This is a genomic window from Luteimicrobium album, from assembly GCF_030161555.1.
Lineage (GTDB): Bacteria > Actinomycetota > Actinomycetes > Actinomycetales > Cellulomonadaceae > Luteimicrobium > Luteimicrobium album.
The window spans coordinates 815,245-827,758 of sequence record NZ_BSUK01000001.1 but is presented as its reverse complement, the minus strand read 5'-3'; the positions used below and the strand labels follow the sequence as shown (position 1 = coordinate 827,758).

Genomic DNA, 12,514 nt, shown 5'->3' with positions numbered 1-12,514 from the left:
CCGCTTCCGGAGCCTGCTCAGGATAGCCGACGCGTGACCGCTCCGCGAAATTCGCTCCGACGGGCGAATCGCGGGTGATTCGACCGCGGACAGCGGACCAGGAGCAGACGAGTCGGTTCGCGGCACGATATCTTCGTGTCAACCCACTCGGAGTTCGCCTGGAGGTAGCTGTGCGTCGTGGTCCCCTTTCCGGTTTGGTCGTGACTGCGGTCGCTGCCGCGCTCACCGTCGCCGGCTGCTCGGGTGGTGACAGCGACTCGCCGAAGAGCTCTGCGCCGTCCGCCGCGGCCGCTTCGGACGCCGCCACGACCTCGGTGGACACGACGGCCCCCAGCGCCGCCGCGAACGCGGACGACCAGTCCGAAGCGGGAGCGGGCTCGGGCGGTGACCTCACTGCGGAGAACTTCGCCGAGCGCACGGCGACCGCCATGCGGGATGCGAAGACGGCGAAGATCTCGATGACGACGACGGCCGCCGGGCAGAAGATCTCCGTCGAGGGCGCGATGAAGATGACCGGTTCCACGCCGGAGGCCACCGAGAAGGTCACCGCTGCGGGCAAGGGCTTCGAGATCCGCATGGTCGACGGACTCATGTACATGAACCTCGGGGCCACATCGAAGAACAAGTGGATCAAGATCGACCCGTCCGACACCAGCAACCCGCTCGCCGTGCAGTTCGGGTCGACCGCGCAGAGCACCGACCTCGCGGCGCAGGTCGACCAGCTCAAGAAGGCCATCACCTCGGTCAAGAAGATCGGCGCGCCGGCGACGGTCGACGGCGTGAAGGCGCAGGAGTACGACCTCGTCGTCGACACCGCCAAGGTGACCGGCGAGGCCAAGGAACAGCTGGACGCGGCAGGGTCCGCGGTGCCGGACAGCTTCACGTACAAGTACTGGGTCGACGACAAGGACCTCGTCCGCAAGGTCTCGACATCGGTGGCGGGCTCCGACGTCGAGATGAAGTTCTCCGACTGGGGTGCTCCGGTCGAGGTCAAGGCTCCGGCCGAGAGCGAGCTGCTGCCGGGCGGTCTCGGCGCGCTGTCGTCAGCGGCCGGCTGACGCCGACCGGAGCTGTCGGGCGGTGAGAGCCAGTCGGCTGATTCCCTCGTCGACCCTGCGTGCCCCCGTCGCTCCGTAGCCGAGGACGACGCCCGGCGTCTCCGGCCGCAGACGGTGCCACGAGAGCGGATGGAGCGCCACGCCATGGTTCAGGGCGGCGCGCGCCAATGCCACGTCGTCGAGGCCGGGTATGTCGTCGAACGTCGCGGTGAGGTGCAGGCCCGCGGCTGCCCCGTGCACCCGCGCGCGGGGCAGCTCGCGCGCGAAGGCGGCGACCGCGGCGTCCCGACGGCGACGGTACCGTGCACGGGCGAGCCGCAGGTGCCGCTCGAGCTCGCCGGAGCGCATCAGCGAAGCGAGAACCAGCTGCGGGACGACCGGGTTGCCGAGGTCGGTCTGGCGCTTCGCCTCCACGACGGCCTCGTGCCACCGCGGCGGGACGACCAGCCACCCGAGCCGTAGCGCCCCGGGGCGAGGAGCTTCGACACGCTGCCGGTGTAGAAGACCGAGCCGGGGAGAGTGGCCGCGACGGCGGCTACGGGGCGACGGTCGTAACGGTGCTCGGCGTCGTAGTCGTCCTCGATGACGAGCCCGCCGCCCGCAGTCCAGGCCGCGAGCTCACGTCGCCTGCCGCCGTCGAGCACGACCCCGAGGGGGAACTGGTGCGCGGGGGTCGTCAGCACGACGTCGGCCCCGGTCGGTCGCAGCTCGTCGACCCGGAGGCCGCGGTCGTCGACCCCGACGGGTGGGGTGGCGAGACCCCACGAGGTCAGGAGCTCGCGCGCACCGAGTGAGCCCGGGTCCTCGACGGCGACCGTGCCGTGTCCTGCTGCCTGCAGGACACGGGCCAGCAGTGAGAGCGCCTGAGCGACGCCCTCCACCACGACCACGAGCTCGGGGTCGACCCGCAGGCCCCGGAAGCGTGCGAGCCAGGCCGCGACCTCGCTCCGGAGCGCACGCTCGCCGCGCGGGTCGCCGTACGCGAGCGCCCTCGCCGGAAGGTCGGCGAGCACACGACGTTCCGCGCGCAGCCAGGCGGAGCGGGGGAAGGCGGCGACGTCGGGCACGCCGGGTGCGAGCTCGATCTCCGCATGCGCAGCGCGCAGCTCGTCGAACACGGAGCCGTGCCATGCGCGGGCGTCGTCGGCCGGTCCCCGAGCCGCGAGCGCGCGCGGCCTCGGCTGCGGCGGCCCCGAGGTGTCCGCGGGGGCCGTGCGGCACCGACGACGACGGTCCCTGCCCGTCCGCGGCCCTCGACCTCGCCGGTCTCCTCGAGCCGGCGGTAGGCCTCGGTCACCGTGCCGCGGGCCACGCCGAGCTCGGCGGCCAGCGTGCGGGTCGCGGGGAGGGTCGCACCTGCGGGGAGCCGCCCGTCGAGGACCGCCTCCCGGACCGCCGCGGCGAGCCAGCCCGCGAGATCGCCGGGGCGGGCGGCGGACCGGTCGAGCTGGAGGAAGTCCGTCGCACCATTGGACCAGTCCGCGGGCGCGTCTTTGGACCTGTTCACCGGTCCATCCTGCCCGCAGGCTCGAAGCGTGACCACGCAGAGCACCGGCCCCCACGTCGGCCGCCCCTGGGCGGGCGACGTCGCCCGACACACCTCCTCGCGGCCGGCGACGGCTCGGGCCGGTGACGTCGGGCGCCGTCGCGATGGTGTTCGTCGGAGGGAGTGCGGCCGTCTCGCACGTCCTCGTCGACGCACCGCTGTTCACGGCGCAGGCGCTGCGGTACGCGGCTGCGGCGGTCGTGCTGCTCCTCGTGGCCCGGGTCCGGGGGTCCGGGTCGTCCGGCCCCGGGGCGTCGAATGGGTCTGGCTGACTGCGGTCGCCGCGACCGGCCTCGTGCTGTTCAACGTCGCCCTCGTTCGCGGCAGCGCCCACGCCGAGCCCGCCGTGCTCGCGGTCGCGGTGGCCTGCGCACCCGTGCTGCTCGGCGTCGTCGGCCCGTTGTTGGAGCACCGCAGGCCGCGGTCCCGGGTGGTGCTGGCCGCCGTCGTCGTCACCGTCGGCGCCGTGGTGGTGGAAGGGACCGGACGAGCCGACGCCGTCGGGGTGGGCTGGGCGGTGGTCGCGCTCGCCTGCGAGGGGGCTTCACGCTGCTCGCCGTCCCCGTGCTCGGCAGGCACGGCGCGTGGGGCGTGTCCCTCCACGCCGTCTGGATCGGCGCAGCCCTCTTCGCAGCCCTCTTCGCGGCGCTCGCGGTGCCGGCGGAGGGCTGGGCCGCGGCCTCCCGGCTCGACGCGCGCCACCTCGCCGCCGTCGCCTTCCTGGCCGTCCTCGTGACGGCCGCCGCCTTCGTGCTCTGGTACGGCGCGGTCGGTGCGCTCGGCGCCGACCGAGCCGGGCTGCTCACGGGGATCGCTCCCGTGTCCGCCGCGCTGGCCGGGGTGGTGGCGGGCTCGGTGCCTCGAGCGGCGGGGTGTGGGTCGGTGTCGCGGTCGTGGGTGCCGGCCTGGGCCTGGGGCTGCGCGCCGGTAGGGTGTGACGACCATTCCGCTCCGTGCTTCCCCGGAGGTCCCTGTGCGTCGTCGTTCCTTCTACGGCCTGACTGCCCTCGCGCTCGGCGCGACGCTGACCCTCGCCGGCTGCGCCGGGAACACCGACGACGGCGCGTCCCCTGCGGCGTCATCGGCCGCGTCGGTGAACGGCAAGACCCCGGCCGCCGGTGGCGGCACGGCGGCGACGACCGCTCTCACCGCTGACAACTTCTCCGTGCGTCTCACGGCCGCGCAGCATGCGATGAAGTCCGTCGAGCTGGACATGATGACCGTCGCAGCGGGCCAGCAGATCAGCGTGCACGGCTCGGTCGACATGGGCGGCTCGTCGATCGCCATGGACGAGGTGGTGAACATGCCGGGCACGCTCTCGGAGATGAGGGTGAGGACCGCCGACGGCCTGGTCTACATGAACGTCGGCGAGGCCTCTCACGGCAAGTGGATCGAGTTCGATCCCTCTGACGCCAGTGATCCGATCGCCTCCCAGTTCAAGGGTCTGCTCGACGGCGGTGATCCCACGCAGCAGGTCGAGGCGCTCAAGGGCGCTGTCACGTCGCTCGAGCCGAGCGGCTCGTTCGAGACTATCGACGGTGTGAAGGCGCAGCGGTACGCGGTGACCGTCGACTCTGCGAAGATCGGTGCCGCACTGAAGAACCAGATCGGTGCGGCGGCGGCGAACCTGCCGAAGTCCGTCACCTACACCTACTGGATCGGGGACGACGATCTCGTCCGAAAGATCGAGTCCGACGTCTCCGGGACGCAGGTTCGGGTGACCTTCAGCCACTGGGGCGAGCCGGTCACGATCGCCGCGCCGCCGAAGAGCGACATCCTCCCCGGTGGGATCGACTCGCTCACGGCGCTCGAGAGCTGACGCGGACGCGCTCCGGCCTGCCACCCGTACGGGGTGACGAGCCGGGGCACGGCGGTCGACTGACCGGCGTCAGAGCGTGAGGCCGTGACCGAAGCGGAACAGCGGGTCCGCGGTGTCGAACGGGACGTCGGGGCGTGACGCGTCGACGGCCGCGGTCGAGCGGGGGACGTCGAACGGGAGCCGGCCGCCGGCTGGTGAGGCACCGCTGAGGACGTCGAGCAGCGCGGGACCGCTCACGCCCCAGGTCGCGACGACGGACGCCGCGGCGTCCACGACCGGCGCGAGGATCGCCGGCCGGTCGAGGAACACGTCGACGACCGTCGGCACCGCGGCGGCGACCTCGCGGACGTGGTCGAGCACCTCGCCCGTGAACTCGAGCGAGCCGGCGTGGAAGAAGTTCTCGAACACCGAGCCGCGGTCCTCGTAAGGCGCCTGCACGCGCAGGATCGCGAGGTCGGCCTCGGCGGGCGTCGCGACGACCGTGCCGTACCGGCCAGCGACCTCGGGGTCGACGCCCTCCACGTAGAGCCTGGTCGTGGGCGCGAACGGCAGGACGCCGCCCGCGTTGGTGAGGACCGTGACGGACGCGCGCTGCGCGGCCTCGCCCGCGGCGACGAGCTCGGGCGCGCCGACGACGGCGGCCGCCGCCTCGACGTCGACGTACGGGTTCTCGAAGAGCCCGAGCTCGAACTTCTCGCGTAGCAGGCGGCGGGCGGACACGTCGAGGCGGTCCTCGGTGACCCGGCCGTCGCGGACGAGCCCCACGAGCAGCTCGACGCACGACTCGCCGCCGAGCTGGTCGGCGCCGGCGTCGAGGATCTTGACGATCCGCTCCTCGGGGGTGAGGTGCTCGACGCCCCACGCCCGCGCAGGGAAGGGCGTGCCGAAGATCTCCGCGTCGGTGACGAGGCCCCAGTCGGTGCAGACGATGCCGTCGAAGCCGAGCTGCTCGCGCAGGATGCCGGTCAGGACGGACCGGTTGAAGCCGAAGCCGACCTCCTCGTGCTCGGTGCCGACCGGCATGCCGTAGTAGGGCATGACCTGGCGGGCGCCGGCCGCGAACACGGCCTTGAACGGCTCGAGGTGCAGGTCGAACTTCCCGCCGGGGTAGACCTGCTCGCGCCCGTAGGCGAAGTGCGGGTCCTCGCCGTCCTTCTGCGGGCCGCCGCCCGGGAAGTGCTTGACCATCGTCGCGACGGAGCCCGGCCCGAACGTCTCGCCCTGGAACCCGCGCACGTAGGCGGCGCCGAGCTCGCCGGTGAGGTCGGCGTCCTCGCCGGACGTCTGGAGCGCGCGCGACCAGCGGGGCTCGGTCGCGAGGTCGACCTGGGGGTGCAGGGCCACACGGATGCCGACGGCGGTGTACTCGCGGCGGGCGACGTCGCCGTGCTGCCGGACGAGCTCGGCGTCGCGGGTCGCGGCCAGGCCGAGCGGCTCGGGCCACTTGGAGAACGGGCCGGCCATGAGCGCGGCGCCCGGGTTGTCGGTGAACGAGTGCCGCGGGTCGGTCGAGATCGTGACCGGGATCCCGAGGCGGGTGGACGCCGCGAGCTCCTGGAGCCTGTTGTGCCAGGTGGCCATCGTCCGGCCGTCGGGTGCCACGCTGAGCAGGTTGAAGTGCGTCATCTGCTTGTCGACGACGTACTCGCGGTTCGAGGGGAGGCCGAACTGCGGGTTCGCCTCGGCGAGCTCGCCGTCGGGGCTCATCGTGATCATCGTGTGGAAGAAGAGCCCGGCCTTCTCCTCGACGGTCATCGCGTCGAGCAGGAGCTCGACCCGCTCGGCCACCGGAAGGCCGGCGTCGAGCCAGGGGCGCGCGGGCCCGGCGACGTCGTCGGACACGGGTGTCTCAGCGGCGGTGGCGGCTGTGGGCATGGTGGTCATCTCACTTCACTCCCTTGATGCGGTAGACGAGCACGGCACCGGCGAGCGCGACGACCGCGCCCACGAGGTACCAGAAGGTGTAGCCGCCGAGGCCGATCGCGTTGCCGACGGCGAGGATCGCGGGGGCGATCGCCGGGGCGATGGACTGCGGCAGGGCGTTGGCGATGTTGAGGACGCCGAGGTCCTTGGCGGTGTCGTCGGGGTTGGGCAGGACCTGCGTGGCGAGCGCGAGGTCGACCGACAGGAACGACCCGGCGCCGAAGCCGATGATCGCCTCCGCGAGGACGAGCGTGCCGATGTTCGGCGCGAACGCGAGGACGGCGAGCCCGACGACCATGACGAGCCCGGCGATCGCGACGAACGGCCGGCGCTTGCCGAATCGGTCGGACAGGACGCCGCCGAGGGGCTCGAGATCATCATCCCGGCCATGGACGCGACGTTGGCGACGAGGATCGTCGAGATCGTCTTGTCCTCGCTGAGGCCGAAGTCGTCCTGCAGGTAGTACGGCAGGTACGTCGCGACGCCCGCGTAGCCGAAGAAGATGAGGAACTTCGTCAGCCACGTCCACCCGAAGTCGGGGTGCTTGCGCGGGTCGAAGACGAACGAGCCGAAGAACTGGCGGACGGTGAACCGCTGCGCGGGCTTCTCGGCCAGGACGCGGTCCTGGAGGCGGACCACGAAGACGACCGCCAGGACGGTCGCGATGAGCGCCGGGACCACGAACCGCAAGAGGTCGCTCGAGATGAAGTTCATGAGGAAGCTGCCGGCCAGGATGCCGATCGGGGTGGTGATCCCGACGATCCCCGAGACTTTGCCGCGGCCCGCGACGGGCACCTGGTCGGGCAGGGTCGCGTTCGCGGCCGCGAGGAGGGCGTTCATGGCCGTCTGAGCGAGGCACCACCCGACCAGCACCACCCACACCGAGGTGGCGGCGCCGATCAGGACGAACGAGCCGAGCCCGACGAGCGCGCCGCCGAGGATCCACGGCCGGCGCATGCCCCAGCGGGACATCGTGCGGTCGGACAGCCGCCCGACCAGCGGGTTCGCGACGAGCGCGAAGAACGCGCCCACGCCGAGCACGAGGCCGAGCTGGCTCGAGGCCTCGGAGTCGGTCGACGTGAGGTGCTGGATCTTGAACGCCATCGAGACCAGGACGGGCGTGAGCAGCGCGAGGTAGACGCCGAAGTTGGCGCTCGCGAGGGCCGGGGCGTAGCCCCGAGGTGTGCGCTCGGGTGCCCCGCCGGGAGCGGTGGCGCCGGCCGACACGGGGTCGGTCGGCAGGGGGTCGGCGTAGGCCGGGTGTGGGGAGACGTCGTCGTCATGGTGGTTCCTTCGTCCGGTGCTGCGGGTGCGTGCGCAGCGTCGCGGTCTGACGGTACCAGCACATCCCGACCGATCGGTAACACAAGCCCGACCTCTTGGTAACATCACAGGTGTGGCGACGGAGGCAGCAGCACCGACCGGCGAGCGACACGCTCCACGGAGCGCGCGCGGCGCCGTCACGCGGAGCGCGATCCTCGACGCCGCCCAGGACCTCTTCGTCACCCCCGGCTACCGGGCGACCTCCCTGCGCGACATAGCCGCCGCCGTCGGGCTGTCCCACCAGGCCGTTCGCCGTCACTTCGAGTCGAAGGACGAGATCCTCCTCGCCGTCGTCGAGCGGTACGGCAGCATCGACCTCGACGCTCCCGCGGACGTCTCCGAGGGCCTCGGGGTCGTCACGATCGCCGAACGCAACGCCGCGCGACCCGGGTATCTCGAGCTGTTCTCGGCGCTCGCGGGAGAGGCCGCCGTCGCGACGCACCCCGCCCACGAGCGCATGCGCGCCCGGTACGCCGAGATCGTGAGCGTCGCGACGGACTGGCTGGCCTGGTCGCAGTCCGAGGGGACGGTCGGGGCGGGACGCGACCTGCGTGCGGAGGCCCTCCGGCTCACCGCCGCCTGGGACGGGCTCCAGCTCCTCCAGCTCTACCTCCCGGAATGCGTCCAGGTGGTCCCCGCGCTCGCCCGGCACGAGACGCTGCTGGCGTGGCCGCCGGGCTTCGGGGCCGCCACCGCACCCCGTCCCGACGCCCCTGCCCCGCTCCCGGCGGTCGGACTCGTCGCCGAGGACGACGTCGTCGAGGGGTATGCGAAGGGGCGCGAACGGCGGGCGCGGATCATCGCCGACGCCACGCGGCTGTTCGCCGCCGTGGGCTACGGCGACACGAGCATGCGGGACGTCGCCGAGCGCGTCGGGGTGTCCAAGTCGACGCTGTTCCACCACTTCGCGTCCAAGGAGGACCTGCTGGGCGCGGTCCTGACCGCGCGCGACGCCCAGATCGCCGACTCGGTGGCCCTCGCGTCCGCGGGATCGGCGCGCGAGCTGCTCGAGTCGATCGCCGACGGCGCCCGGTCCAACGCGGCCGACGAGCCCGGGCTGGTCGAGGTGTACGCGGTCCTGTCGTGCGAGGCGACGGCGTCGGACCATCCGGCCCACCCCTACTTCCGGCGGCGCTACAGACGCACGCTCGACGCGTTCACCGGTGTGTTCGAGGCGGCGCAGACCGACGGCGACCTGCCCGCGCACCGCGACCCGGTCGACGAGGCGGTCTGGCTCGTCGCGCTCTGGGACGGCCTGCAGATCCAGTGGATGTACGACCGGACGCTCGACGTCGGCGCGCACCTCGCCGCGCACGTCGCGGACGTGCTGCCGCCCCGCCCCTGACGGGCGCTCAGGCGCGGGCGGTGAGCCGCAGCAGGACCGCCTCAGGGCGGCAGGCGAAACGGACCGGCGTGTAGGGGCTCGTGCCGAGCCCCGCGCAGACGTTGAGCCACGTCGAGCCGGCACCCGCCGGGGTGTCCGGGCGGGCCCCCGGCCAGCCGTGGAGGCCCTTCGCGCGCTCGCGGTCGACGTCGCAGTTGGTGACGAGCGCGCCGTAGCCCGGGACGCAGAGCTGCCCACCATGCGTGTGGCCGGCGAGGATCAGCTCGGCGCCGTCGTCGTACATCTGGTCGAGGACCCGCGCGTACGGCGCGTGCGTCACCCCGAGCCGGACGAGGGGCTCGGCGTCGGGCGGCGAGTCAGAGCCGGGCGCGTCGGTCCACGCGTCGTGGAGCAGCTCGGCCGGCACGCGGGGCGGAAAGACGTCGCGGTCCAGGTGCGGGTCGTCGACGCCCACCAGCTCGATCCGGCGCGCGGCGCCCTCGGGCCGGCCGTCCAGGTCGACGACGTCGCGCCGGTTCGTCAGGTCCTTCCAGCCCGCTCCCCGCAGGGCCGCGGCCAGGGCGGCTGCCGGGAGGTTCGGCGGGTTGACGACGGGCCCCTTGCGAGCGTCCCGCTTGAGGTACCGCGCCGGGTTCTTCGGCATGGGCGCGTAGTAGTCGTTCGAACCCATGACGAACGCGCCGGGCGTCCCGAGAAGCGGTTCGAGCGCGTGCAGCAACGGTCGCAGCGCGTCGCGGTGCGCCATGTTGTCGCCCGTGTCCACGACGAAGTCCGGGCGCAGCGCCGCCAGGTCTCGCACCCACGCGATCTTGTCCGCCTGGCTGGGGACCAGGTGCAGGTCCGAGAAGTGGAGGATCGTCAGGTCGGGCTGGCCCGGCGCCAGGACCGGGACGGTCCTGTCCCGCAGCGTGTACTGGCGCGCCTCCCACAGCGCGTACCCCAGCCCAGCCGCCTCCGACGCCGCCACGAGCCCCAGCGCGCCGAGCGCGCGTCGTCCCGTGGTCACCGGCTACTTGCCCCCGCCGTGCTTGTCGCCATTGCCGGGGCTCGACGTGCTGCCACCACCGGATCCGCCGCTGTCGCTGCCCGACTTGTCGCCGTTGCCGTTGCCGTTGCCGTTGCCGTTGTCGTCCTTCGATCCGCCGCCGTTCAGGAGGTCCTTGATGCGGTCGCCGAGATCGCTCTTGTCGTCGCCGCCCTTGCTCGAGTCCTTGCCCTTGTCGTCGTCCCCGGACGTCTTGGGGGCGTGACCTTCTTCGGCTGGCCGACAAGGGACTGGTCGGGCGACGGGAACGCCTCGTTCGGCTCACCCTTGAGAGCCTCATCCATGTAGGCCTTCCAGGTGGGCGCGGCGAGCGTGCCGCCGTAGAGCCACTCCTGCTTGGTCGGCGCGTACTTCGAGCCCTTCACGGTGACGTTGTGGAGGTCGATGTCGCCTTCGGCATTACCCACCCAGACGGCTGTGGAGAGCTGGGGGTGTAGCCGACGAACCAGGTCTGCCGGGACGACTGGGCGGTACCCGTCTTGCCGACCGCGGGGCGTCCGCCGTCCAAGCCCTGTCCGGGTGCGGTACCGCCCGGCTGCAGGACGCCCTTGAGCGCGTACGTGATCGTCGAAGCGATCCTGGGGTCGAGCGCGCTGGAGTCGCAGTGAGCGCTCGGGACCTGGATCTTCTTGCCCTTGGCGTTCTTGATCGACGTGATGGCGATCGGCTCGCAGTAGGTCCCGCCCGACGCGAACGTGGCGTACGCCGCGGCCTGGGAGAGCGGCGACGTCTGCTGGGGGCCGAGGATCATCGACGGGTAGACGCCGATCTTGCCCTTGAACTGGTCGTTCGGGTTCGACCCGCGCCAGCCGATCGACACCGCCATCTTGCCGATCTCGCACAGGTCGAGCTTGGTAGCCATCGCCGCGTAGGCGCGGTTCACGGAGTCCGCGGTCGCCTGCTCGACGGAGATGTTGCCCTTGGCCCCGCCCTCGGAGTTGCTGACGGTCCACGTCTTCCCGCCGACGGACCCGCACGTGGTGTGGAAGGTCGACGGCGCGAACGCGGGGATGTCACCGCTGATGCCCTGGTTGAGAGAGTGCCCGGTCGCCAACCACTCGGCCAGGACGTACGGCTTGAAGCTCGAACCAGGGGAGAACCCCTTCGAGCCGCCGTGGTTGTAGTCCGCGCTGTAGTTCAAGGACGTGGCGCCCTTGATCGGATCCGACGACGCATCGAACGGGCGGTTCTGGGCCATCGCGATGATCTTGCCCGTGCCGGGCTCGACCGACGAGATCGCGCTCTCCATCTGGAGCTTGACGTGATCGCCGTTCTTGTCCGTCGTGGTGCTGAGCTTGTTGATGGGTACCGCGTTCCGCGCCTTCTGGGTCGCGTTCTTCTGGTCGGCGAGGTCAAGCGTCGTGACGATGTCGAAGCCGCCGGTCTTGAGGGTGTCGAGGCGGGCGGTGGAGGTCTTCCCCCAGGCGGTGAACGCGCCGTCGTCGTTGTTGGCGATCACGCGCGTGACGTAGTCGCAGAAGACGGCCGAGATCTGCGCAGGCTGGCAGCCGTTGGTGATCGCCGTGTTGTCGATCTTCAGCGACTTCTCGATCGGGGTCGCGACGGCTTCGTCGTACTGCTTCTTCGTGATGTACGACTGCTGGTACATGTCGTTGAGCACGACGTTGCGGCGACGCTGCGACTCCTTCGGGTCGACGGTCGGGTCGTAGTCGCCGGGGCGCTGCGTGATGCCTGCGATCGTCGCCGCCTGGATCGGCGTGAGCTTCGCGGCCGTCGTCGAGAAGTAGTACTCGGCCGCCGCCTCGACGCCGTAGACCTTGAGACCGAACTGGGCGATGTTGAGGTAGCCCTCGAGGATCTGGTCCTTGGTCATGTTCTTCTCGAGCGAGATCGAGAGCTTCGCCTCGCGGAGCTTGCGCTCGTTGGTCTTGCCGCGCGCGGCCTCGAGCGCGGCCGCCTTCTTGGCCGGGTCGGTCTCCGCGAGCGCGTTCTGGATCAGCACGTTCTTGACGTACTGCTGCGTCAGCGTCGACGCACCCTGCGTGTCGTCCGACGTTGCGTTGTTGACCAGGGCGCGGAGCGTGCCCTCGACGTCGATGCCGCCGTGCTGGTAGAAGCGCTTGTCCTCGATCGCGACCATCGCGTGCTGCATGTACGGCGAGATCTGCTTGAGGGAGACGTCCGTGCGGTTCTGGTCGTAGAACCTGGCAAGGACGGTCTTGCCGTCGCTCGCGTAGACCGTCGAGGTCTGCGGCAGCGGCTTCTGCTCGAGCTCCGTCGGGAGGTCGTTGAAGACCTCGATCGACGTGTCGGTCACGGCCTTCGCGCCTGCCACGGCGGGGATGAACAGCCCGGCCGCGAGCACGCCGCCGACCGCCGCGACGAGCACGAAAGCGAGCAGCAAGGCGATGAGCTGGAAGGCGTTGACCTTGTGGCCGCGGGGGCGAGGAGGCGGAGCCGCAGGAGAAGCCATAATGCCTAGGCTACGTGAGGC

General features: G+C 71.6%; 11 protein-coding genes and 2 pseudogenes. 4 read left to right on the top strand and 9 right to left on the bottom strand.

All coding sequences use genetic code 11. The features are described from left to right. Positions 1-200 precede the first annotated feature (200 nt). On the top strand, positions 201-1,058 hold the full coding sequence (locus QQK45_RS04130) for an SCO4651 family lipoprotein (protein WP_284292176.1): 858 nt from the start codon (positions 201-203) through the stop codon (positions 1,056-1,058). On the opposite strand, the gene QQK45_RS04125 is transcribed toward QQK45_RS04130, so the two are convergent. The 3 genes and pseudogenes from QQK45_RS04125 to QQK45_RS04115 form a co-directional block, all read right to left on the bottom strand. After that, the gene (locus QQK45_RS04125; RefSeq protein WP_348525148.1) at positions 1,044-1,406 is read right to left on the bottom strand and encodes an aminotransferase-like domain-containing protein; all 363 of its coding nucleotides are present in this window, start codon (positions 1,404-1,406) and stop codon (positions 1,044-1,046) included. The two genes, QQK45_RS04130 and QQK45_RS04125, sit on opposite strands and share 15 nt — an antisense overlap. Further along, on the bottom strand, positions 1,406-2,176 hold the full coding sequence (locus tag QQK45_RS04120) for an aminotransferase class I/II-fold pyridoxal phosphate-dependent enzyme (RefSeq protein ID WP_284295144.1): 771 nt from the start codon (positions 2,174-2,176) through the stop codon (positions 1,406-1,408). Before QQK45_RS04120 ends, QQK45_RS04125 begins: the two co-directional genes overlap by 1 nt. 167 nt (positions 2,177-2,343) lie before the next feature. Continuing rightward, a pseudogene (locus QQK45_RS04115) lies at positions 2,344-2,565 on the bottom strand (GntR family transcriptional regulator); the annotation flags it as partial. A gap of 122 nt (positions 2,566-2,687) precedes the next feature. Between QQK45_RS04115 and QQK45_RS04110 the strand changes: the two are divergent. Both QQK45_RS04110 and QQK45_RS04105 read left to right on the top strand, forming a co-directional pair. After that, positions 2,688-2,876, top strand: coding sequence for a hypothetical protein (locus tag QQK45_RS04110; RefSeq protein ID WP_284292174.1), 189 nt, complete (start codon positions 2,688-2,690; stop codon positions 2,874-2,876). A 701-nt stretch (positions 2,877-3,577) separates the two neighbouring features. Continuing rightward, positions 3,578-4,423: an SCO4651 family lipoprotein gene (locus QQK45_RS04105; protein ID WP_284292173.1), complete on the top strand. Its 846-nt coding sequence runs from the start codon at positions 3,578-3,580 to the stop codon at positions 4,421-4,423. A 69-nt stretch (positions 4,424-4,492) separates the two neighbouring features. On the opposite strand, the gene QQK45_RS04100 is transcribed toward QQK45_RS04105, so the two are convergent. From QQK45_RS04100 to QQK45_RS04090, 3 genes and pseudogenes are all read right to left on the bottom strand, one after another. Further along, positions 4,493-6,298, bottom strand: a complete 1,806-nt coding sequence (locus QQK45_RS04100; protein ID WP_284292172.1) for a glycoside hydrolase family 3 protein — start codon at positions 6,296-6,298, stop codon at positions 4,493-4,495. 10 nt (positions 6,299-6,308) lie between these two features. After that, the gene (locus QQK45_RS04095; protein ID WP_284294942.1) at positions 6,309-6,869 is read right to left on the bottom strand and encodes an MFS transporter; all 561 of its coding nucleotides are present in this window, start codon (positions 6,867-6,869) and stop codon (positions 6,309-6,311) included. After that, positions 6,776-7,450, bottom strand: a pseudogene (locus QQK45_RS04090) (MFS transporter); the annotation flags it as partial. The gene QQK45_RS04095 and the pseudogene QQK45_RS04090, both read right to left, overlap by 94 nt. 292 nt (positions 7,451-7,742) lie before the next feature. Between QQK45_RS04090 and QQK45_RS04085 the strand changes: the two are divergent. After that, positions 7,743-9,014, top strand: a complete 1,272-nt coding sequence (locus QQK45_RS04085; protein WP_284292171.1) for a TetR/AcrR family transcriptional regulator — start codon at positions 7,743-7,745, stop codon at positions 9,012-9,014. 7 nt (positions 9,015-9,021) lie between these two features. Here the strand turns inward: QQK45_RS04085 and QQK45_RS04080 are convergent, their stop codons facing one another. From QQK45_RS04080 to QQK45_RS04070, 3 genes are all read right to left on the bottom strand, one after another. Then, a complete protein-coding gene (locus tag QQK45_RS04080) occupies positions 9,022-10,020 on the bottom strand; it encodes a metallophosphoesterase (protein ID WP_284292170.1) in 999 nt (332 codons plus the stop codon). A 143-nt stretch (positions 10,021-10,163) separates the two neighbouring features. Next, the gene (locus QQK45_RS04075; RefSeq protein WP_284292169.1) at positions 10,164-10,466 is read right to left on the bottom strand and encodes a hypothetical protein; all 303 of its coding nucleotides are present in this window, start codon (positions 10,464-10,466) and stop codon (positions 10,164-10,166) included. Further along, positions 10,421-12,493 carry a transglycosylase domain-containing protein gene (locus QQK45_RS04070; RefSeq protein ID WP_284292168.1) on the bottom strand — a complete coding sequence of 691 codons (2,073 nt, stop codon included), beginning with the start codon at positions 12,491-12,493 and terminating at the stop codon, positions 10,421-10,423. The genes QQK45_RS04075 and QQK45_RS04070 overlap by 46 nt, the downstream gene beginning before the upstream one ends. Between the last annotated feature and the right edge of the window lie 21 nt (positions 12,494-12,514).